The organism is Polaribacter sp. 2305UL8-11 (assembly GCF_058147165.1).
Genome location: NZ_JBYVJW010000005.1, coordinates 108,484 through 129,758, shown reverse-complemented (window position 1 = coordinate 129,758; position 21,275 = coordinate 108,484). Strand labels below are relative to the sequence as shown.

Annotated in this window: 21 protein-coding genes; 10 read left to right on the top strand and 11 right to left on the bottom strand. The window is 27.9% G+C overall.

What is annotated here, in order from left to right; translation table 11 throughout:
• The first annotated feature begins 13 nt into the window (after positions 1 to 13).
• From ACY2RW_RS06255 to ACY2RW_RS06230, 6 genes are read left to right on the top strand one after another with little or no spacing between them, the layout of a single operon-like run.
• On the top strand, positions 14 to 979 hold the full coding sequence (locus tag ACY2RW_RS06255) for a stage II sporulation protein M (RefSeq protein ID WP_490121847.1): 966 nt from the start codon (positions 14 to 16) through the stop codon (positions 977 to 979).
• Positions 979 to 1,707, top strand: coding sequence for a hypothetical protein (locus ACY2RW_RS06250; RefSeq protein WP_490121846.1), 729 nt, complete (start codon positions 979 to 981; stop codon positions 1,705 to 1,707). The genes ACY2RW_RS06255 and ACY2RW_RS06250 overlap by 1 nt, the downstream gene beginning before the upstream one ends.
• Entirely contained in the window at positions 1,704 to 2,912 is a 1,209-nt protein-coding gene (locus ACY2RW_RS06245; protein WP_490121845.1) for a DUF4350 domain-containing protein, read from the top strand. The genes ACY2RW_RS06250 and ACY2RW_RS06245 overlap by 4 nt, the downstream gene beginning before the upstream one ends.
• 3 nt (positions 2,913 to 2,915) lie before the next feature.
• Positions 2,916 to 3,920 carry an AAA family ATPase gene (locus ACY2RW_RS06240; protein WP_490121844.1) on the top strand — a complete coding sequence of 335 codons (1,005 nt, stop codon included), beginning with the start codon at positions 2,916 to 2,918 and terminating at the stop codon, positions 3,918 to 3,920.
• Between the two features lie 60 nt (positions 3,921 to 3,980).
• Positions 3,981 to 5,315, top strand: a complete 1,335-nt coding sequence (locus tag ACY2RW_RS06235; RefSeq protein ID WP_490121843.1) for a DUF58 domain-containing protein — start codon at positions 3,981 to 3,983, stop codon at positions 5,313 to 5,315.
• Positions 5,316 to 5,348: 33 nt separating this feature from the next.
• Positions 5,349 to 5,699, top strand: coding sequence for a hypothetical protein (locus ACY2RW_RS06230; protein WP_490121842.1), 351 nt, complete (start codon positions 5,349 to 5,351; stop codon positions 5,697 to 5,699).
• Between the two features lie 159 nt (positions 5,700 to 5,858).
• On the opposite strand, the gene ACY2RW_RS06225 is transcribed toward ACY2RW_RS06230, so the two are convergent.
• Positions 5,859 to 6,401: a DUF4251 domain-containing protein gene (locus ACY2RW_RS06225; protein WP_490121841.1), complete on the bottom strand. Its 543-nt coding sequence runs from the start codon at positions 6,399 to 6,401 to the stop codon at positions 5,859 to 5,861.
• A gap of 143 nt (positions 6,402 to 6,544) precedes the next feature.
• On the opposite strand from ACY2RW_RS06225, the gene ACY2RW_RS06220 reads away from it, so the two are divergent.
• The gene (locus ACY2RW_RS06220) at positions 6,545 to 7,249 is read left to right on the top strand and encodes a pseudouridine synthase (RefSeq protein WP_490121840.1); all 705 of its coding nucleotides are present in this window, start codon (positions 6,545 to 6,547) and stop codon (positions 7,247 to 7,249) included.
• Between the two features lie 38 nt (positions 7,250 to 7,287).
• On the opposite strand, the gene ACY2RW_RS06215 is transcribed toward ACY2RW_RS06220, so the two are convergent.
• The 5 genes from ACY2RW_RS06215 to ACY2RW_RS06195 form a co-directional block, all read right to left on the bottom strand.
• Positions 7,288 to 7,473 (bottom strand): zinc ribbon domain-containing protein, encoded by a 186-nt coding sequence (locus ACY2RW_RS06215; RefSeq protein ID WP_490121839.1) that lies wholly within the window; start codon positions 7,471 to 7,473, stop codon positions 7,288 to 7,290.
• A complete protein-coding gene (locus tag ACY2RW_RS06210; RefSeq protein ID WP_490121838.1) occupies positions 7,473 to 8,477 on the bottom strand; it encodes an NADP-dependent oxidoreductase in 1,005 nt (334 codons plus the stop codon). Before ACY2RW_RS06210 ends, ACY2RW_RS06215 begins: the two co-directional genes overlap by 1 nt.
• 33 nt (positions 8,478 to 8,510) lie before the next feature.
• Positions 8,511 to 10,499, bottom strand: coding sequence for an alpha-ketoacid dehydrogenase subunit alpha/beta (locus ACY2RW_RS06205; RefSeq protein ID WP_490121837.1), 1,989 nt, complete (start codon positions 10,497 to 10,499; stop codon positions 8,511 to 8,513).
• A gap of 115 nt (positions 10,500 to 10,614) precedes the next feature.
• Positions 10,615 to 11,094 (bottom strand): Lrp/AsnC family transcriptional regulator, encoded by a 480-nt coding sequence (locus tag ACY2RW_RS06200; protein WP_490121836.1) that lies wholly within the window; start codon positions 11,092 to 11,094, stop codon positions 10,615 to 10,617.
• A 76-nt stretch (positions 11,095 to 11,170) separates the two neighbouring features.
• Positions 11,171 to 12,229: a M14 family zinc carboxypeptidase gene (locus ACY2RW_RS06195; RefSeq protein ID WP_490121835.1), complete on the bottom strand. Its 1,059-nt coding sequence runs from the start codon at positions 12,227 to 12,229 to the stop codon at positions 11,171 to 11,173.
• A 435-nt stretch (positions 12,230 to 12,664) separates the two neighbouring features.
• On the opposite strand from ACY2RW_RS06195, the gene ACY2RW_RS06190 reads away from it, so the two are divergent.
• Together ACY2RW_RS06190 and ACY2RW_RS06185 are read left to right on the top strand one after the other, a co-directional pair.
• Entirely contained in the window at positions 12,665 to 13,012 is a 348-nt protein-coding gene (locus ACY2RW_RS06190; protein WP_490121834.1) for a helix-turn-helix domain-containing protein, read from the top strand.
• Positions 13,013 to 13,317: 305 nt separating this feature from the next.
• The gene (locus ACY2RW_RS06185; protein WP_490121833.1) at positions 13,318 to 14,874 is read left to right on the top strand and encodes a carboxypeptidase-like regulatory domain-containing protein; all 1,557 of its coding nucleotides are present in this window, start codon (positions 13,318 to 13,320) and stop codon (positions 14,872 to 14,874) included.
• A 15-nt stretch (positions 14,875 to 14,889) separates the two neighbouring features.
• Here ACY2RW_RS06185 and ACY2RW_RS06180 read toward each other — a convergent pair whose 3' ends face one another.
• From ACY2RW_RS06180 to ACY2RW_RS06160, 5 genes are all read right to left on the bottom strand, one after another.
• A complete protein-coding gene (locus ACY2RW_RS06180) occupies positions 14,890 to 17,331 on the bottom strand; it encodes a M1 family aminopeptidase (RefSeq protein WP_490121832.1) in 2,442 nt (813 codons plus the stop codon).
• A gap of 178 nt (positions 17,332 to 17,509) precedes the next feature.
• On the bottom strand, positions 17,510 to 18,052 hold the full coding sequence (locus ACY2RW_RS06175) for a DUF4252 domain-containing protein (RefSeq protein WP_490121831.1): 543 nt from the start codon (positions 18,050 to 18,052) through the stop codon (positions 17,510 to 17,512).
• 70 nt (positions 18,053 to 18,122) lie between these two features.
• Positions 18,123 to 18,635, bottom strand: a complete 513-nt coding sequence (locus ACY2RW_RS06170) for a DUF4252 domain-containing protein (RefSeq protein WP_490121830.1) — start codon at positions 18,633 to 18,635, stop codon at positions 18,123 to 18,125.
• A gap of 39 nt (positions 18,636 to 18,674) precedes the next feature.
• Entirely contained in the window at positions 18,675 to 19,109 is a 435-nt protein-coding gene (locus ACY2RW_RS06165) for a PG0215 family putative anti-sigma factor (protein WP_490121829.1), read from the bottom strand.
• The gene (locus ACY2RW_RS06160) at positions 19,096 to 19,605 is read right to left on the bottom strand and encodes an RNA polymerase sigma factor (RefSeq protein ID WP_490121828.1); all 510 of its coding nucleotides are present in this window, start codon (positions 19,603 to 19,605) and stop codon (positions 19,096 to 19,098) included. Before ACY2RW_RS06160 ends, ACY2RW_RS06165 begins: the two co-directional genes overlap by 14 nt.
• A 163-nt stretch (positions 19,606 to 19,768) precedes the next feature.
• Here ACY2RW_RS06160 and ACY2RW_RS06155 point away from each other — a divergent pair, with 163 nt between their 5' ends.
• Complete coding sequence (locus ACY2RW_RS06155; protein WP_490121827.1) at positions 19,769 to 21,235, top strand: S41 family peptidase; 1,467 nt, start codon at positions 19,769 to 19,771, stop codon at positions 21,233 to 21,235.
• The last annotated feature ends 40 nt before the right edge of the window (positions 21,236 to 21,275 follow it).

The following is a 21,275-nucleotide window of genomic DNA, read 5'->3' as shown; positions in this document are numbered from 1 at the left end:
AAATTCGCTCTGAATGAGAGAAGTCGCTTTTATAAAGCAAAATAAAGAAAAATGGCTTGAATTTGAACAAGTAATTTCAAATAAAAAGAAAAAAAGTCCTGATGACATAGCCAATCTTCATATAAAAATTATGAATGATTTGGTTTATGCACAAACATACTACCCTAAAAGTAAGGTTACTGCATATTTAAATAAATTAGCAAAATCTAGTTTTGACAAAGTTTACCACTCTAAAAGACGTGATAAAAATGTGTTTTTGTACTTCTTTTTTGACAAAGTACCACTTCTCTCCTATCAATACAGAAAATATATTTACCTCTCATTTATCATTTTCTTTGGATGTTTTTTAATAGGATTGTTATCTACTTTTAATGATGCAGAGTTCGCTCGTCAAATTCTTGGAAACAATTACGTAAATCAAACTTTAGAAAATATAGAAAGTGGAGATGCAATGGCTGTTTATAAAAGTAGTAGTAATTGGGCATCTTTTATAGGTATTTATGATAACAACCAAAGAGTTGGACTAAATATGTTTCTTTCTGGTTTATTTTTAGGAATTGGCACTGGTTTTTACGTGGTTTACAATGCAATAATGGTGGCTGTTTTTCAAGCATTTTTTTATCAAAATAACAGTTTTTTTGATAGTTTAAAAGGTATTTGGATTCATGGTACTTACGAAATTTTTGCAATGATTATAGAAGCTGCAGCTGGTTACATCATTGGAGCTAGTATTTTATTTCCTGGTACTTTAAAGCGTTTCGAATCTTTTAAAACAGGTATGAAAAACGCATTTTATATTTTTATAAGTACAATTCCGTTTACAATATTGGCAGCATTTTTAGAAGGTTATATCACCAGATATGCTAACGTAATTCCAGCCTTCATTTCTTTTGCTATTATTGCCTTTTGCCTAATTACAATTAGTTATTATTATCTAATTTTACCTTTTAAGGTAGCTAATAAATATAACTTGCGTTGATGAAATTAAAAACCTACCTTTTTTTATTTTTCATTACTGTAAATTATTATGGACAGTTTATGCAAAAGCAAGATACACTTGCAGTTGCAACAGATACAATTCAGTATCAAAAAACGATAGAATATGTTGAAAAAAGAGAATTTTCAGAAAATTTAAAAGAAAAATATTCAGGAAAGGAGTTTAAATACAAAGAGGAAAAAGAACAAGAAATTAAACCCGAAGAAAATAAAGAAAATTCACAATTTTTTAAATCACTTACTAAAGGATTCATTTTTTTTATCAGTAAAATATTTCCTTTTTTATTAGGGTTGATTATTGTAATCATTATTTTAAAAACATTTTTAGGATCAGAAATAAATTTTTGGAAGTTTGGTAAAAAGAACAGTAGCCCAGCTAAAAAACTAGTTTATGAAGAAGAAGATATTGATAAAACCGACATAGATGCATTGTTGCAAAAAGCTATCTATAACAAGAATTATAAATTGGCAATTCGCTATTACTACTTATCCGTTTTAAAACAACTATCAGATAAAAAACTAATTGCTTATCACAAAGACAAAACCAATTCAGAATATCTTTTTGAACTAGAAAACAAAGAAATAAGATCTCAATTTTCTTATTTGTCTTATGTCTTTTCTTATGTTTGGTATGGAGATTTTCATATTGATGAAGCCAATTTTAAAGTTGCCGAAAAAAAATACAAATCTTTTAAAAACTTTTTAAGATGATGTATAAAATAGGCTTTAAAAAATATGCTCCTCTCCTGCTCTTACTTGTTTTAATGAGCTGTAAAACCAATTGGGTAGAGAGTTTTAGAGAAAAAGAAAAAAGTCCATTTGGTACTTATATTCTTTACCAAGAAGCACCTAAATTATTTAAAAATAACAATGTAATTTTATTAAAAGAAAACATTTACGACTATTTATTATTTAAAAATGATGATGATGCAACTCGTAAAAAAAATTACATCATTATAAAAGATGGTAGTTACAAGATTAATAATGATGGTATCACTTCTTTGTTAGCATTTGTAGAAAAAGGAAACAGCGCTTTTTTAGCCTTTAATAGTTTTAAAGATACTTTAAAAACAATGCTACATTTTACTACAAATAACTTAGATAAAAAGTTATACAGTGTAAAAGACTTGAAAGCTTTACAAGGAACCTTTTATTTAAAAAACAACTCTTTCAATAAAACCAAATTCGATTTTGATAGAAATATTAGAAGAAATTACTTTTTAGAATATAACGAAAAGACTACTAGTGTTTTAGGTACTATTGAAGTTGGTGGAGAACAAGTGCCAAATTTTATTAAAATTCATTATGGTAAAGGTGCTTTCTATTTGCATACACAACCAATTGCATTTACCAATTATTACTTATTAAAAGATAAAGAAGCCTATACAGAAAATGTGTTTTCTTATCTACCAAAAGCAGATATACTCTGGGATCCAATGATAAAATCTAGCAAGTATAGTAACAGAAAAAAAGATAAAAAAAATATTTTTAAATTCTTTTTAATGCATGAAACATTAACTTGGTTTTTATTTTTAACACTAGCAGGTTTGCTATTATTTATGCTTTTTAATGCAAGAAGAAAACAACGCGCAATTCCTGTTATAAACCCTTTGCAAAATTCAACTGTAGCGTTTACACAAACTATTGCCAATTTGTATTTAAAAGAGCAAGACCATAAAAATTTAGTCGATAAAAAAATAGCATTTTTTTTAGAAAAAGTAAGAACTAAATATTTGCTAAATACGTCTAATTTAAATTCGGAGTTTATCCAAAAATTAGCTTCAAAATCGGGTAACGAATTGCAGCCTACAAAATATTTGATTAATACCATTATCGCTTTAAATAAAAAGTTAGAATGTTCTGAAGAAGAGCTGATTGTATTACATAAAATGATTGAAAAATTCCTAAATAAATAAAATATGGAAACACAAAATAACGAAGAAACACAAGAAAATTTAGCCTTTGAAAATAGAATTGATTTGACTGAATTACAAGAAAGTGTCTTTAAAATAAAACAACAATTGCAAAAAGTAATCGTAGGTCAAAAAGAAATGATGGATTTGCTAATTGTTGCACTTCTTTCAGATGGGCATGTCTTAATAGAAGGTGTACCTGGTGTTGCCAAAACAATTACTGCCAAATTATTGTCTAAAACAATTACTATCGATTTTAGTAGAATTCAATTTACGCCAGATTTAATGCCTTCAGACATTTTAGGAACTTCGGTTTTTAATGTAAAAACTTCTGAGTTCGAATTTAAAAAAGGACCCGTTTTTTCAAACATGGTATTAATTGATGAAATTAATAGAGCTCCTGCAAAAACACAAGCTGCTTTGTTTGAAGTTATGGAAGAAAAACAAATTACTATGGATGGAACTACCTATAAAATGGGGGCTCCTTTTGTGGTTTTGGCTACTCAAAATCCTATAGAGCAAGAAGGTACTTACAGGTTGCCAGAAGCGCAGTTAGACCGTTTTTTGTTTAAAATTACTATAGATTATCCAAATGCAGAAGAAGAGTTTTCTATTTTATTAAAAGAACAAGCTTTAGAGAATGAAACTAAAATTGGTAAAATTACACCTGTTATTTCTGGTGATAAAATAATTGAATATAGAGATTTAATAAGTCAAATTAAAATTGAAGAAAATCTATTAAAATACATTTCTAATATTGTTGTAAATACAAGATCTAACTCATTTTTATATTTAGGAGCTTCACCAAGAGCAAGTATTGCAATTTTAAAAGCATCTAAAGCATTTGCGGCTATAGAAGGTAGAGATTTTGTAACTCCAGAAGATATTAAAAAAGCTACAATTCCTATTTTAAATCACAGAGTTATTGTAACACCAGAAAGAGAGATGGAAGGTTTGACCAGCAAACAAATTATAGCACAAATTATAGAGGCTGTAGAGATTCCTAGGTAAGTATAGTTTGCAGTTGGCAGTAATCAGTAATCAGTAATCAGTAAGTAAAAAAAACATTTTTTGAAACATTTTTACAATACTTTATTTTTAAACAACCGTTTTTTCTATGCATTAGGGACAATAGCCATTTTATTTGTAGTTGGTTTTTTTATACCCGTATTTTTTGATGTTTCTAAAGTATTGCTTTTTATGCTGGTTTTATTAGTTTTGGTAGATGTTTTTATTCTTTATAATACAAAAAAAGGCATTTCTATACATCGCTTTTTACCAGAAAGATTGTCTAATGGAGATGCAAATAAAATTACCTTGCAAATAAAAAATAGGTATGCTTTTACTACACACCTTTCTATTATAGAAGAGTTGCCATATCAATTTCAAAAAAGAGATTTTATTTTCAATACAATATTGCCCAATAAAGGAGAAAAAACAATTTATTACGATTTAACACCAACAGAAAGAGGTGTTTATTTATTTGGTCATATAAATGTATATGCAAATTCTTCTTTGCAATTGGTTACCAAAAAGTATTTTTTAGGCGATGAAAAAGAGCTAAAATGTTACCCATCTTTTTTAAAATTAAGAGATTTTGATTTTAAAGCATTTAGTAATAAAATTACTGCTTATGGCTCTAAAAAAATCCGTAGAATTGGACACTCTTTAGAGTTTGAACAAATAAAAGAATATGTTTCTGGTGATGATATTCGATCTTTAAACTGGAAAGCTACAGCTAAGAGAAATCAATTGATGATGAATCAATTTGTAGAAGAAAAATCACAACCTGTCTATGCTATTATAGATAAAGGTAGAGCAATGCAAATGCATTTTAACAATTTAAGTTTATTAGATTATGCTATTAATGCCACATTAGGTATTAGTAATGTTATTTTAAGAAAACAAGACAAAGCTGGGATGCTCACTTTTTCTAAAAAACTAGAAGATTGGGTTGTTGCAGAGAAGAGAAATTCGCAAATGCGATTAATTTCGGAAGCGTTACACAATGTAAAAACAGACTTTTCTGAATCTGATTTTAGTACATTATATGCTGTTATTAAAAGAAAAATTACGCACAGAAGTTTATTAATTTTATTTACAAATTTCGAAACAATGGATGGTTTAAAAAGACAACTCCCCTATTTAAGAGCTTTGTCTAAAAATCATTTATTGTTACTTGTCTTTTTTAAAAACACAGAACTAGATAGTTTAACAACTACTCATAAAGAAGACATACAAAGTGTTTACGACAGCATCATTGCAGAAAAATTTATTTACGAGAAAAAAAGCATTGTTAAAGAATTAAAAAAATACGGAATTCAATCTGTTTTAACAGCACCAGAAAACTTAACTGGTAATACTATTAATAAGTACTTAGAATTAAAATCTAGAGGGCTTTTTTAATATATTTGCTAACTAACTAATTAAACAAAAACTATGAACAATTTTAAATTAAAACTAAAAAAGGTAGATGCAGTAAAATACGGAATAATTGCAGGATCTACAGCAGCATTACTAATGTTAATTGTATTAGTAATCATGTTTTTATTTACCAGTCTTTTTGGATTAGGTGCTGCAGCAACATCATCAGATAGTTTCGAACTAGGAGCTCTTTTTGGTGGTGGCGTTTTTATGCTAATTTTAGGTCCAATCTTATATTTTATATTCGGATTTATTTTTGGTTGGATTGGAGCATCAATTTTAAATTTTATTTTGAAAAAAACAGATGGATTAATGCTTGAATTCGAAAAAAAGGGTGAAGATATTCATCAAATTGGTAGAGAGTAAAATTTACTTAATAAAAAAACAAGAGGCTGTCTTAAATAATCAAAAAACAGCTATTTTTAATATTGAGCTTTTTGAAATACAACTAACAATAAGTATGTTATAAAATTTTGACAAGCTCAATTTCACATAGCTATAAATACTTTTAAAACAGGCTCTTTGTTATGGTTTAGATGCTTGTTCCTTCCAAACTCCTTGATAAGAAATAGGTGTTCTACGATTACTAATTATTCTAAAATTGGCTTTTTTGTTAGGATACAGTGTTAATGCAATTTGATAACTTTCATCATCCGCTTTTGCACGATATTTAATTAAATAACTGTTTTTACTAGCATTATACTCCTGTTTAATGAGTTCAGGTATTCCATTATATACCACACCAATATTTGTAGGATTGTAGCTACTTGGAAGTTGTTGTTGTCCATAATATGGTAAATCTACAGCCAAACTATCTTTATTAATCTTTATAAAATTAGGATTACCAATTAAATTGATATTTGCAACAGAACTACCAGCAGGTAACAGGTTTTCTAAACCTCTAACACCTGCATTTATACCCATAGGATTTGCAGAATTTGCTGTAATTTCTAAAGATTTGTTTTCTATAATATTTTTAAAGTTGGCAACTTCAGCAGAAGATAATACGTTTTTAGAAGAAGCACAACTAAAGAAAACAATTACTAAACCTAAAAGAATACTTCTCATATTAACAATAATTTACTGATTATAAGTATTTTAAAATTACAAAAAATAGTTTTAAAAACATTTAAATTTTTCATAAAAAATGATTTATTTAAAAATTCACTTTAAATAAATTAAATAGTATTTTTAAAACTTAAAAAATAGGAATGAGTTTAGATATTGTTTATGAAGATGAGTATATTTTATGTGTAAGCAAACCCAACAATGTGTTGGTACATCATGCTTTTCATTCTAGAAATGTTGCTGATGAAAATTCTCTATTGCAATTAATTTTTGAAGAAAAAGAGATAAAATCTTACCCAATTCATCGTTTAGACAGAAAAACTTCGGGTATTATTTTGTTAGCAAAACAAAAAGAGTTTGTTTCTAAATTTCAAGAATTATTTACCCAAAATACTATACAAAAAACGTATTATGGAATTGTTCGTGGGTTTTCTCCTGAAGAAAAACAAATAGATTCGCCAGTAAAAGGACGAGATGCTAACCTACATAAAGATGCATTAACTTTTTTAAAAACACTAGAAAACATCACTTTAAATATACCTGTAAAACCTTATGATAGTTCACGTTACAGTTTGGTAGAATTGACTCCTAAAACTGGTAGAATGCATCAATTAAGGGTGCATAGTAATAAAATTAGCCATCCTTTAATTGGAGATCCTAAATATGGAGATAAAAATCACAATATAATGTTTGAAGAAAATTTTAATTGTAAAAACATGTTTTTACATGCTGGTAAATTAGAGTTCACCCATCCATTTTCATCAGAAAAATTAGTGTTAAAAGCTCCTTTTCCAAAAGATTGGATTACTTTGTTTAACAAATTTTCTTGGCAAAACCCTCTACAATAAATTTTAGAATCTGTTTGTAATAAAAGTATAAAAAGAAGCTATTGTTCAATAGAATTTGAATCGAAAGAAACTAACTCACCATTTTCAAAAATAGGTTTAATTTCTATAGGATTGCAGCAAACTTCACAATCTTCTATATAGGTTTGTTTGTGTATGCTTGCATCTAAAATCATAGAAATTTCTGACCAACAATGTGGACACTGAAAAAAGTGTTCTAGTTCCACTATTCTTTTACTTTAAGAATTAGTTTTCCGTTTTTTTCGCCAGTAAACAATCTATTATAGGTTTCTTGGAAATTTTCAATTCCATCATAAATATCTTCGCGAGATTTTAATTTTCCTTCTTGCATCCAAACTGCCATTTGTCTTGCTGCTTTTCCAAAATCTTTTGTGTAATCCATTACAACCATTCCTATCATTGTAGATCTTGTTACTAATAACGATAAGTAATTGCTTGGCCCATTTATTTTTTTCTTGTTGTTGTATTGAGAAATTGCTCCACAAATAACAACAGTAGCATTCATTCTTAGCTTGCTAAGAGCTGCATCTAAAATAATGCCTCCAACATTATCAAAATACACATCAATCCCTTTTGGGCATTTCTTTTTTAGAGCTGTATATATATTTTCTGATTTATAATCTATTGCTCCATCAAAACCTAAATCATTAACAATATAATCACATTTATCTTTTCCACCTGCAATACCAATTACAGTACAACCTTTAATTTTTGCAATTTGGCCAACAATACTACCTACTGCACCTGCTGCACCAGAGACCAAGACAATATCTCCTTCTTTAATTTTTGCAACTTCTAAAATACCAAAATAAGCAGTCATTCCTGGCATTCCTAAGGTTCCTAAAAACGTTGGCATTGAAGCAACTTTTTCATCAACTTTTAAAACTTCATTACCATTAGAAACTGCATATTGTTGCACTCCTCCCCAACTAGAAACACAATCTCCCACCTGAAAATTGGGATTGTTATTATTTTTAATTACTTTACCTACAGTTCCAGCTCTCATAACACTATTTAAAGCTACTGGAGGGATGTAAGATTTGGTGTCATTCATCCAACCACGCATTGCAGGATCTAAAGAAATGTAATGCTGTTCTATTAAAATTTCACCTTCTTCTGGTGTTGGAATTGGTTGTTCTTCTAATTGCCAAGTATGTTTATCTGGTATACCTTGAGGACGATTTTTTAAAATAATTTGCTTGTTTGTCATTGTAAACTTTTAAAGTCTTAAAAATAACAAATTTTAATAATCAATAAGTTCTAAAATACTTTTTTCTAAATGATTTTTTCCTAAATATTGATTTTCCAAACCTTTATCAAAAGGAATGGGTGTTTCTATACTTGCTACTCTTTTTACAGGAGCATCTAAATACTCAAAACAATTTTCATTAATTAGTGCAGAAATATCGCTTGCAATTCCTCCAAAAAGTGAATCCTCTTGAACTATAAGAACCTTTCCTGTTTTTTTTACAGCATTATATATGGTTTCTGTGTCTAAAGGTTGTAAAGTTCTTAAATCGATTACAGATGCAGCAATATTTTTATTTTGATTTAAAATATCTAATACCCAGTGAATTGCAGCACCATAACTAATTATTGTTAACTGATTTCCTTCTTTTAAAAGTGCTGCTTTACCAATTTCTGTTGTAAAATAATTTTCAGAAACTTCTTGATAAACAGACCTGTACAATGCTTTGTGCTCAAAAAACAAAACTGGATTTGGATCGTTAATAGCTTCTATTAAAAGTCCTTTTGCATCTTGAGGAAATGCAGGATATACAACTTTTAAACCAGGCGTTTTTGTAAACCAAGCTTCATTAGTTTGGCTATGAAAAGGACCAGCTCCAACCCCTGCTCCACAAGGCATTCTAACCACGACATCTGCATTTTGAGCCCATCTGTAATGAGATTTTGCTAATAGATTTACAATCGGATTGAAACCTGATGAAACAAAGTCTGCAAACTGCATTTCTACAACAGTTTTCATTCCGTTTACAGACAAACCATATCCAGCAGAAACAATCGCAGATTCACAAATAGGTGTATTTCGAACACGTTCTTTACCAAATTTTTCTACAAAACCATCTGTTATTTTAAAAACCCCTCCATATTCAGCAATATCTTGTCCCATAATAACTAAATTGCTATAGTTTTCCATAGATTGTTGTAAACCTTCAGAAATAGCATCAATTAAACGAATTTTTTTGGTAGAAGTGGATGGTTTTATTTCTTTATATGTATGACTTTGAAATACATCTGCTAATTCTGTTTCTAAATTTGGTGTTACCTTCTCTTCATCAAAAGCAATTTGAAGATGTTTGTTTATTTCGTGTACAATTTCTTCTTTTAAAGAAACTTCGAGTTCTTCTGTTAAAATATTATCTCTCTTTAAAAAATCTTGATAATTCTCTAAAGGATCTTTAGCAGCCCAATAATCTAAATCTGCTTGTGGTACATATTTAGTGCCACTCGCCTCTTCATGACCACGCATTCTAAAAGTTTTGAACTCCAATAAAATTGGTCTTGGATTTTTACGAATACTTTTGGCTAACTCAGTTACTTTTGTATAAACTTCTATCACATTATTGCCATCAATAATATGGCTTTCCATTCCATAACCAATGCCTTTATCTGCAATATTTTTGCAGTTAAACTGCTCAGAACTTGGTGTAGACAAGCCATAACCATTATTTTCTACGCAAAAAAGAACTGGCAAACTCCAAACTGAAGCTACGTTTAGTGCTTCATGAAAATCACCTTCACTTGTACCACCTTCTCCAGTAAACACAGCACAAACCTTTTTATTATTTTTAAGTTTATTGGCTAGTGCAATACCATCTGCAATTCCTAATTGTGGTCCTAAATGAGAAATCATACCTACAATATGATATTCTTGTGTACCAAAATGAAAACTTCTGTCTCTACCTTTTGTAAAACCACTCATTTTACCTTGCCATTGAGAAAATAATCTATGCAATGGAATTTCTCTAGTTGTAAAAACGCCTAAATTTCTATGCATTGGTAAAATATATTCATCTGCTTCTAATGCAGATGTTACACCAACAGCAATCGCTTCTTGTCCAATTCCAGAAAACCATTTAGATATTTTTCCTTGTCTTAAAAGAATAAGCATTTTCTCCTCAATTAAACGAGGTTTTAACATGCTTTTGTAGAGATTTAATAAAGTTTTCTTTTGTAAAGCTTTTTTATTAAAAGTAACATTTGAACTCATAAATTATAGATGTCATAATTAACTTAACAAACATAGCTATAAAGTTATGAATACCATAAAAAAATCCTTATCATTTTACTGATAAGGATTTTAAAATATATGATTGTGAATAATTTTACAACTCTTTAAAAATTGCGTGCATCATTCTCTTTTTGTCATTAATACTTTCTTCTAAAGCAATCATTGTTTCTGTTCTATTTACACCAGGAATATCATCAATTTTGTAAATAATATCCTTAGCATCATTAGTTCCTTTTGCTCTTACTTTACAAAATATATTGTATTTACCAGCAGTTACGTAGGCTACAGTAACATTTGGTATTTTTCTTAAGTCAGAAATAACATTTTGTGTCATAGAAGTTTTTTCTAAGAAAACACCAACATGTGCTATAAAAGAGTAGCCCATTTTTTCGTAATTCAATGTTAAAGTAGAACCTTGAATAATACCTTCATCTTCCATTTTTTTTACACGAACATGAATTGTTCCTGCAGAAACTAATAATTGTTTGGCAATATCAGTAAATGGTGTTCTTGCATTTTCTATTAAGATGTCTAAAATTTGATGATCAATCTCATCTAAGATAAATTTTTTCATATTTTACGTATTATTCAATTTACTACGCAAATTTATGAATTTAATTTAACTAAACAAGCGTAAAATTGACAAATACTTAAATATTTTTGCTTTCGAAAACGATTTCGGAGTGTCCAATTTTGTTTTTTAACATATTTTCGTCTATTTTTTCCAATTTTGAAACCAATTTTTTGTCAATAATTTCATCTTTATATTGATAAGCAACATCTTTTTTTGAATCTGGGTATCTATGAATTACATCATAAAAGATTTTATCGTTATTTGGTATATTAAAATAAGGTTTGTAATTACTAAAGTCGAAATTATTTGCAATATGATGAATTCCTTGAAGGATAGCATAAAAAGTATATTTTCTAGACTCTTCTCTATTATAATCATTAGGATAATGTCCAGATTCTATTAAAATAGTATTGTATCCTAATTTTTGAAAATTATCTCCTGTTGCAGTTGGATAAAATTCATCTGTATACCTACCAACATGATTAGGAATTACATTTTGAAGCATTTTATTCATACTTACAATTACATCCATAGTTTCTATTCTGCCTTTTGTTAAAGCTCTTGTAATTTCTTCTGATGGAGCTAAAAAAGATATGGTTGCTGGGTTTTTGGTACCTTCAACATTAAAAATTGTTCTTTGATCATGTAAATTAAAGCAAAATTGAGGGTTGAACTCCTCTAAAATTTTTCTTAATAACTTGCTTTCTTTTGCAACTCTATTTACAGCATCTCTATTTAAATCTATTTTGTTTGCATTTACTCTAGTGTACACTTCTGCTCCATCTGGATTTAACATAGGCACAAATAATAATGTGCATTCTTGTAAAATGGTAGTTAATATATTAGAGTTGTTTTTTGAAAAACAATTAAAAAGATCGAAAAGTGCTTTGGTACCTGTACTTTCATTTCCATGCATTTGAGACCATAGCAGTATTTTTTTCTTACCATTTCCTATTTTTAAAGCATGAATAGGTCTGTTTTCTTCTGATAAGCCAATTTGAGAAACTTTAAAAGTTGTGCTGTGTTTAGAAATTAAATTTTTAATGTCTTTATAAGTAACCCATTTTCCGTGCAAAAAAGTTTCTTTTTGATGATGATATAGTTTTTCTAAAAAATCAATTGCTAACGTATTCATTTTATTGCTTTAATATTTTTCAAAAATAAAGAATTTCTTATCGCTAAAGAATCATTAGTTAAAACATTTAAAACAAGTCTTAATTATTATGTGTTTTATAAAAATCATTATTTCAAACTTAACCATTTAAACTATCATTTAATATATGATTACAATTGTAAATTATTCATTTGTTACAAATGTAAATCAAGGATTTTTGTTTGTATGTTACTTATGTAAACTAATTGTTAAAAGTGCAGTACAATTATATTTAGTAATATCTGAGTAAATAAATAATCTTAATATTTATTTTATAAAATATTAATTATCAATTATTTATTTATTTTAAATAAAGCTTTACTTTATATTTAAAATATTGTATTTTATTACTTTATAGGATTATCTTTTGCAAACAATTATAGATTATTTACATTTGTATAAAGTAGCTAAGTTACAATGGTAAACATATTAGAATTCACTTCTCGTTTAAAAAAAATCATGGATTTCCATCAATTATCTGCCTCTATGTTTGCAGATAAAGTTGGTGTGCAACGTTCTAGTATTTCTCATATTCTTTCTGGGAGAAACAAACCAAGTTTGGATTTTGTATTAAAAGTAACTACAGAATTTGAAGATGTAGATATGTATTGGTTGCTTAATGGAAAAGGAAATTTCCCCAAACAAAATGCGAATACCTCCTCTTCTACTCCAACACAGATTTTATCAAATACTACTAAGGATAAAAAAATACAAAGAATTGTAGTTTTTTATACTGATGGTACTTTTGATGAGTTTAAGAAATAATTAAGCCTAGAGAGTTTGGGGAGTATTAAGTATAATTAATAAATAAGAAAAGAATTGCTTAAAAAAAAGGGATTTATAATTATAATTTTGAAAAAGATTTTTTTTTACGAAAAGAAGCATCTACTAAAAAATTAGTATTTCCAGTAATTTTTATTGTTGAAATGAAGTAAGCAAAGACAGTGGTTATAGTCAGAAAAAGTTATATAGAAATTCTAGCATATAAAAATATATTTGTTAATGTTCTCATCTTTTGCTTTGTTTCTTTTATAATATGCCTTATTTTTAAATTTAAAAAATAAGGAATAATGGCTAAAACTTCAAAGAATTTAACTTTATTAAAAAGTATAAAATTTTTTCTTTCACTATTTATTCTTTCGTTTTTATCTATAACTAATGCTCAAGATGCTAATTTTTTAAAAGGAAAGTTAATTGATGCTAAAAACCAAAATTCGATTCCTTTTGCAACTATAAGAGTAAAAAACACAAAAAGAGGATTAAATTCTAATATTGATGGTGGATTTAAAATTCCTATTAAATATCAAAAAGCAGGTGATACTTTAATTATTTCTTCTATTGGGTTTACTACAGAGATGGTTCCTTTAAAAACTTTTAAAAATAATAGTATTAACATCATTAAGTTAAAAGAAAAAACAGAAGTACTAAATGAAATAATTGTTAAAAGTTCTAAAAAAAGGAAACAAAAAAAAAACTCAAGAGAAATTGTTAGACTAGCAATTAAAAATATTGGTAAAAATTACCCTTTTACTAAATTTTCTTATGTGGGTTATTATAGAGATTATCAATTAAAAGCAGGGAAATACCATAATCTTAATGAGGCAATTATGGAAGTATTTGATCCTGGTTTTGCTGTAAATGACTATAAAGGAACAGCCGTAAGAATTTACAAGCATAAAAAAAACCTTAACTTCCCTAAAGATACTCTTTCTAACAAGCCTTATAATTATAAAAATAACAATAAAATAATTCCAGAAGCTAATTTAAGTAGTGTTGGTGGTAATGAATTTACAATACTTAGAATACATGATGCAATTAGAAACTATAATACTACAAGCTACGATTTTATAAAACGTTTTGATCTAAACTTTTTAAATGGTCATGATTTTAGATTGTTAACTAGTACTTATATAGATAATGTGGCTTTGTATGCGATTAATATTTATAAAGTTTATAATAATTTTAGAGTAAAAGGTAAAATTTATATTAGCAAAACAGACTACAAAATTTACAAATTAGATTATACTGTTATTAATGAGAAGAAAAAGCAAAAAGTTTTTGATGTAAAATTAGAATATCAAGAATATGAGCACAAAATGTATCCAAATTATATTTCTTTTAATAATTTCTTTAAAGTGTTATACCCACCAAAATTTTTCTTAAAAGAAGCTCAGGTTCATTATAACAATAGTTTAAATTTTACTTTTAAAAGAATTAAATTTATTTTTAATCATAAGTTAAAAACAAAGGAGGCTCAAAAACTAAAAAATTATAAAGTTTATTACAAAGGGAAAAGATTAAAATTAGATTTTGTAAAAATTAAAGACAATATAGCCACAGTTTATTTTAATTCAAAAAAGAATCTTAATAATGAAGAAATAAACTTGCTGGATATTACTTTTAAAATAAAAAAATTAAGAGATGTGTTTGGTAATGTATTTGAGAAAAGAGAATATGTTAAATACAATCAGTACAGAGAGTTTTTTGTTCAAGAGTTAAAAATAAACTCTAAAAAACCTACAGATAGTTTATATATGATTAAAACTAAACCAGTATTTGACAACCAGCTTATTGCACCATTTAAAAACCTTTCTAATTATTGGTTAAATACACCTATGAAAAATTAAATGTATTATTAAAAACTACAACAACAATTTAGCCATAGCTTCTTTAATAATGGCTGTATTTTTAATTCGGTTTGAGGTGTTTTTCTTTTTTTGATCTTCTACCATTTTTCGCATTAAATTTATAACAACTTTATCAAAATTAAACTGCTTAAATTGGTTTCCTTTTACAACCATATCATCCACAAGGTTTTGAATAGCTTCTGTATTATTGCTTTCAGAAATCATTGCAAATGCTTTTTTATAAATGGCTTTTGTAGCATCATCTCCTGTTAAAAACATTCCAGACAATACACTTTTTGCAATGAATGGTAACTCCTGTTCGTTTTTTTCTTCAATAAAAATACGTGTAAGTGGTGTTGCTAATATTTTTCTTACTTCATCTGGCAATGTTTTAGATTTATTAATTGCCAAATCTTTATTAATATAATATACAGCAACTAAAGCTTTTCCTAAAACTGAATATGATTTGCTATTTAAAGCTTCAGCAAAAATAGGTTGCAATTCTGGGTCTGTTAATTTTCCTAAAGTTTCTATAGCTGCAGCTTGTACCAATGTTTTTTTATCTGAGCTTGCCAATTGTTTTATTTTTTGAATGGCTCCTTTTTTGGCAAACTTATTAATCAAGTCTATATTTTCTAAAGCCAAGATTCTAATTTTATAAGAAGCATCATCCATAGCTGCAACTACTGCATTAAAAGCGTCTTTATCATCTTGTTTTTTAGCTACTTCTAACAAAGCCTCTCTTCTATGCATAAAATTTTCTGCGTGTTTAAGTTGAAAAATGTAATCGCTTAAGACTTTATTTTCTGTAATTTCGCACAATAAAACACCATCTGCATTAATTTGTATAAGTGTGGGTTGTTTGGTATATGGAAATGTAAAAGAAGCATCTCTACCTTCTACAAAAACAGTATGCCTAGTTCTTTTTCCATTTTCGAAAATATCTAAAGCTAGTGGAAATTGGAAAACATTGGTTTGCATTTGTAATATGTTTACAGTTACTTTTTTCTGAAGCGTATTGTAATCATAAGAAATATCAATTTTTGGGTGTCCAGAGCCATAATACCATTGATTAAAAAACCAATTTAAATCTTTACCTGTAATTCTTTCGAAAATTAAGCGCAATTGATGCACTTCTGCAGCTTTGTATTTAAGCTCATTTAAATAGGTTTTTAAGCCTTCAAAAAACGCTTTGTCTCCTAAATAATTTCTAAGCATGTGTAAAATGGCACCACCTTTATTATAGCTAACCAAATCAAACATATCTTCTTTATCTTGGTAATTAAAACGCACCAAAGATTTTTCTGAGCTCTGCCCATTTAAATAGGCTTGAGTTTCTTGAAACAAATGCATGTTTGCATCCATTTTTCCGTACTTATGTTCTCTCCATAAATATTCTCCATAATTGGCAAAAGATTCGTTTAAAGTAAGATTGCTCCAACTTTCTGAAGTTACTAAATTACCAAACCAATGATGGAACAACTCATGAGCAATCGTGTTTTCTTGCACGTTTTCATCTATTAATTGTCCTGGAGTTTGGTAGGCTTTTTCTGCATGAATTACAGCTGTAGTATTTTCCATAGCTCCAGAAACATAGTCTCTACCAACTATTTGACTGTATTTGTTCCAAGGATATTCTACTCCTAAAATATTAGAGAAAAAGCCCATCATTTCTGGAGTCAAACCAAAAATTTCTTTTGCATAAGGTGCATATTCCTTTTCTACATAATAATTTACAGGAATATTTTTATAACTATCTTTTATTATTTCATATTCTCCAATCCCCATAAAAAACAAATAAGGAGCATGTTTTTGATCCATTTTCCAATAATCTGTTCTTTGAGTTCCTTTTTTAGTTTGACTGATTAACTTTCCGTTAGAAAGTGTTTTAAACTTATCTGGAACTGTAATGTAAATTTCTTGTGTCGTTTTCTGATTTGGACTGTCTATAGTTGGAAACCATGCACTATTGGATTCTGTTTCTCCTTGTGTCCAAATTTGGGTTGGTTTGTTTTTGTCTATGCCTTTAGCGTTGATAAAGTACAAACCTTTAGCATCTGTAATGATATTGCTTTCTTTTTGTTTTACTTTTTCAGGACGAGCTGTATATTTAATATATACTGTAAACTCTTCGTCTTTTTGGTAAGCCTTTGGTAAATCTATAATCAGTTCAAAATCATTGTAATTATATGATAGCTTTTGATTATTTAACAACACTTGATGTACCAACATCGATTTTGCATCTAAAGTCAATTGATTTGTAGCATAGTAATGAGGTTTTGCTGTAATCCAAGCTTCACCATTCATGGTTTTATCATCAAAATTAAAATCTACTTTTAACTTTGTGTGCACCAAATTATGGATTTTATCTTTTTCAGCTTTGTAAGAAGTGTTATTTTGAGAAAAGCCAACCCAACTTAACATCAATAAAAGAAAAAACAACTGTTTTTTTAACATAAATATCATTTTCATAAAGATTCAAAAATACTAAATAATAAGATTGCTGCTGTTAATGAGCAGTTAAATCTCATTGATTAGTTTTTAATACGATATTTTAATTCCAAAAAGTATACCAAATAAAAAAAGCTGCAATCTTTATAAGAATTGCAGCTTTAGAATAAATTTTATATTTGTTTTATTTCTCGTTAAACACAGCTTTAAATTGCTCTAAATTTAAATTGTCTGGGTCTATTTTAATGTTTTGCATCATTTCCATAATGTTAGCTGGGTTCATATTGTCTCCTAACAACCTAGCTACTCCTACTCCTGCTTTTTTACTGTATCCAAAAGCAATTACTTCATCAATAGCATCTGTATCTCCTGCATAATAGACATTTACATTCATTCCTTTTGCTTTCATCGTCATTAATGGTTTGTAAGTGTCATTATCTTTAAAGATATTTTTTAACTTGTTTTTTTCAGTTTCATAATCGGCTTCATTTCCTTTAATAGGTAAAGCTACTACATTAATTTTACGAATACTTTTTACAGTTTCTTTAACTTGTTTAGATACGTTTTCATTTTTTAACTCTAAAAAACTTACAGGCAAATCTACAGTCATAAAACCATTTTTTTCTTGACTATCTACTAAATAGCTTTGTAATGATTTTTCGTTTTTACACGAAGTCATCATCAAAACTAAAAGTAGTAGAGATACAATTTTGGTATATTTTTTCATTATTTGATTTTTTAATTAAAAGTAAAGTTGATTTTTTTTTTAGTAAAACCAACTTTACAATATTTAAATTTTACTTATTCTTTTTAACAATAGTATCTGCTAAATCAGACATTTTGTTAATGTCTATATTTCCTGTTAAAGAAACCACCATAGATTCTGATGCTCCTTTTGTTTTTTTGTCTATGCCTTTTATAAACATTAGAACTTCGCTTACAAAGTCTTTGTTTTTTGTTGCTTTTACATAAATTTTAATACGAGAATCATCTTCTTTTACACGCATTAACTCTGTAAGTTTTCCTTTTTTGATGGTAGAGTTTACCATGTTTTCCATTTTAGTGGCAATCGATTTGTCATCTGTAGAAAACATTTTAAATTCGTTTAAATCGTTAATCATTTGAAAAACTTTCATTACTTCGTTGTCTTTTACATCTTTAGGTTTAAACTTGTTTAAAAGTTGAAAAGCATCTTTGGTAACCACTACCATATCTACGCCATCCATATCTTCTAAAGAATCGAATAAAGACTGAGCGTTTGCAACCATTGGTGCAACTAAAAACGCTATTATTATTGCTATTTTTTTCATAATTTCTGTGTTTACTTGGTTTTACTAATTTTACTTGGTTTATTTTAATATTTTATTTACTGTGTTTTCGTAAGTGTACAAACTTGCTACTGCATTTTCTCCTTTTTTAAGATTTGTAGATAATAATAGTAACCCTTTACTTACTTGCGCATATATTTTTTCTGCTTTTTTTCTTTCTTGATATTTTTTGTACTCTGGGATACCCATAAATACACTAAATAACAATACTATTGATGCTGCTACAGACAACCATTTAAAGTTTCTCTTTTTAGATTGCTTTGGTTCTAACTTAATGGTTTTTGTGTAGGTTTCATCTTTTATGGTAGAGAAATAGGTAAACATATAACTGTATTCTTGCAAGTGTGGTGCAACATTACCTTCTTTAAAATAGTTTTTTAAGGTAGTTTCTTCTTGCAAAGAAGTTTCTGCGTTTAAGTATTTTTCTACTAATTTTTCTATGTTAGCTAACTCCATAGTTGTGTTTTTTAATTAATGCCTCTCTTATTGTTTTTCTTGCTCTAGATAATGCTACTCTAACTGCTGTTGGTTTCATATCTACCATTTTACAGATTTCATCAAAATCATATTCTTCTACATCTCTTAGTTGAATAATTATTTTCTGGTTTTCTGGTAAGCTTTCAATCAATTCGTGTACTTGGTTTACACTGTCTTGATGTTCTACTTTTTTATCTAAAGACGTTTCTTTCTCTTTATAATTGCTGTGTACTAAAGTTAAGTTACTTGCTTGTTTCGATTTTAATCTATCATAACAATAATTTTTTGTCATGGTCATAGCAAATGCTTCTACATTTTTATAATCAGCTATTTTTTCTTTACTTTTCCATAATTTAAAGAATAGTTCTTGAGTAGCATCTTCTGCTTCTTCTCTAGACACTAACAATCTTTTTGCTAGCCTAAAAACTTTATCTTTAAATGGTAAAACAACTTTTAAAAAGTCTGATTGATTCATTTTGTTTTTGGTTGATTTTTTTTATTTGTAAACAACTAATTTCTTTATTTTTTATCAGGTTTACACAATTATGACGACCTACTATATAATTTGTTACAACAAGTTTTAAAAATAATACGAATTCTAGTTATATTGCGTTTAATTACTGATAAACATTACTATTATGAAATTACATTTTTCTTATAAATACTTTTTAATTGTTTTAATTACTACTACTTTTTTTAACTGTTCTAAGTCAGAAACAGAATCTATTCCTACAGATATTGAAGTTCAAGATTTTGTGTGGAAAGGTTTAAATGCCTATTATCTATGGCAAAGTAGTGTTCCTAATTTGCAAGACAGACGTTTTAATAATCAAAGTCAATTAAATAATTTTTTAGCAGGGTTTGATACACCAGAAAAATTGTTTGAGAGCTTATTAAAAAAACCAGAAGATCGATTTTCTGTTATTGTAGATGATTATGTTGCTTTAGAAAATGCTTTTCAAGGCATTAGTGTAAGTAATGGAATGGAGTTTGGTTTGGTTCAATACAGCAATGGTTCTGAAAATGTTTACGGATATGTAAGATACATTGTTCCAGCTTCTGATGCTGCAACCAAAGGTGTTGCAAGAGGTATGATTTTTAATACTATTGATGGGACACAAATAACAACTACCAATTTTAGAACACTCTTATTTAGCAACGCTACAAATTATACTGTTGGTTTTGCTACTTATAATAATGGGAATCCAATTAGCAATGGAAATACAATTGCTTTATCTAAAAGTGAGATTCAAGAAAACCCTGTAGCAATTACAAAAGTTTTAAATGAAGGTGGTAAAAAAATTGGATATTTACTTTATAATCAATTCGCACGTAATTATGATGGCGAATTAAATGCAGCTTTTAATACGTTTAAAACTGCTGCAATAGATGAACTAATTATAGATTTACGTTACAATGGTGGTGGTTCTGTAACAACAGCTACCTATTTAGGAGCCATGGTTACTGGACAATTTAACGGACAAGTTTACTCAAAAGAATCTTGGAATGAGAAAGTACATAAAGCAACTAAAGATTCTGAGCGTTTTATAAACAGGTTTACAAACCAAATAAAAAATGTTGATAGAAATGGTAATGTTGTTTTAGAAGAAGCTATTAATAATTTAAATTTAACTTCTGTTAATTTTATTGTTACAAGAAGTACAGCATCTGCGTCTGAATTAGTGATAAATTCTTTACGTTCTTATATAGATGTTGCATTAGTAGGTACAACAACTGTTGGGAAACAAGTAGGTTCTATTACTTTATATGATTCAGATAATAATTTTAGAAGAGCTGGAGCTAGTACAAATCACACTTATGCAATGCAACCTTTAGTTTTAGAAATCGTGAATAAAAATGATAAAAACGAAATAAATGGTTTTACCCCAGGAACTACTTTGCCTGGAGTATTACTTTCTGAAGATTATGGAAATTTAGGAGAGTTAGGAAAACGTACAGATCCTTTGTTAGACAGAATTATTACTTATATCATTACTGGCTCTAAAGGAACTAATAAATCAGTATTTCAAAACTTTAATGAAGTTTCTAACTCTAAAATTGTGTTGCCTACAAGTAATAATATGTATGTAGATTTTAAAAAATAGTGTTTTAACAAAGTAATATATGAATCCATCTTGTTAGCTG

Excerpts from the sequence above, each read along its gene's own strand:
- ACY2RW_RS06245 (WP_490121845.1), top strand. The coding sequence starts at position 1,704 with ATGATGTATAAAATAGGCTTTAAAAAATATGCTCCTCTCCTGCTCTTA.
- ACY2RW_RS06160 (WP_490121828.1), bottom strand. The coding sequence starts at position 19,605 with ATGAATCAATCAGACTTTTTAAAAGTTGTTTTACCATTTAAAGATAAA.
- ACY2RW_RS06225 (WP_490121841.1), bottom strand. The coding sequence starts at position 6,401 with ATGAGAAGTATTCTTTTAGGTTTAGTAATTGTTTTCTTTAGTTGTGCT.
- ACY2RW_RS06190 (WP_490121834.1), top strand. The coding sequence starts at position 12,665 with ATGGTAAACATATTAGAATTCACTTCTCGTTTAAAAAAAATCATGGAT.
- ACY2RW_RS06250 (WP_490121846.1), top strand. The coding sequence starts at position 979 with ATGAAATTAAAAACCTACCTTTTTTTATTTTTCATTACTGTAAATTAT.
- ACY2RW_RS06170 (WP_490121830.1), bottom strand. The coding sequence starts at position 18,635 with ATGAAAAAAATAGCAATAATAATAGCGTTTTTAGTTGCACCAATGGTT.
- ACY2RW_RS06210 (WP_490121838.1), bottom strand. The coding sequence starts at position 8,477 with ATGACAAACAAGCAAATTATTTTAAAAAATCGTCCTCAAGGTATACCA.
- ACY2RW_RS06220 (WP_490121840.1), top strand. The coding sequence starts at position 6,545 with ATGAGTTTAGATATTGTTTATGAAGATGAGTATATTTTATGTGTAAGC.
- ACY2RW_RS06195 (WP_490121835.1), bottom strand. The coding sequence starts at position 12,229 with ATGAATACGTTAGCAATTGATTTTTTAGAAAAACTATATCATCATCAA.
- ACY2RW_RS06255 (WP_490121847.1), top strand. The coding sequence starts at position 14 with ATGAGAGAAGTCGCTTTTATAAAGCAAAATAAAGAAAAATGGCTTGAA.
- ACY2RW_RS06205 (WP_490121837.1), bottom strand. The coding sequence starts at position 10,499 with ATGAGTTCAAATGTTACTTTTAATAAAAAAGCTTTACAAAAGAAAACT.
- ACY2RW_RS06165 (WP_490121829.1), bottom strand. The coding sequence starts at position 19,109 with ATGGAGTTAGCTAACATAGAAAAATTAGTAGAAAAATACTTAAACGCA.
- ACY2RW_RS06230 (WP_490121842.1), top strand. The coding sequence starts at position 5,349 with ATGAACAATTTTAAATTAAAACTAAAAAAGGTAGATGCAGTAAAATAC.
- ACY2RW_RS06180 (WP_490121832.1), bottom strand. The coding sequence starts at position 17,331 with ATGTTAAAAAAACAGTTGTTTTTTCTTTTATTGATGTTAAGTTGGGTT.
- ACY2RW_RS06200 (WP_490121836.1), bottom strand. The coding sequence starts at position 11,094 with ATGAAAAAATTTATCTTAGATGAGATTGATCATCAAATTTTAGACATC.
- ACY2RW_RS06175 (WP_490121831.1), bottom strand. The coding sequence starts at position 18,052 with ATGAAAAAATATACCAAAATTGTATCTCTACTACTTTTAGTTTTGATG.
- ACY2RW_RS06155 (WP_490121827.1), top strand. The coding sequence starts at position 19,769 with ATGAAATTACATTTTTCTTATAAATACTTTTTAATTGTTTTAATTACT.
- ACY2RW_RS06185 (WP_490121833.1), top strand. The coding sequence starts at position 13,318 with ATGGCTAAAACTTCAAAGAATTTAACTTTATTAAAAAGTATAAAATTT.
- ACY2RW_RS06240 (WP_490121844.1), top strand. The coding sequence starts at position 2,916 with ATGGAAACACAAAATAACGAAGAAACACAAGAAAATTTAGCCTTTGAA.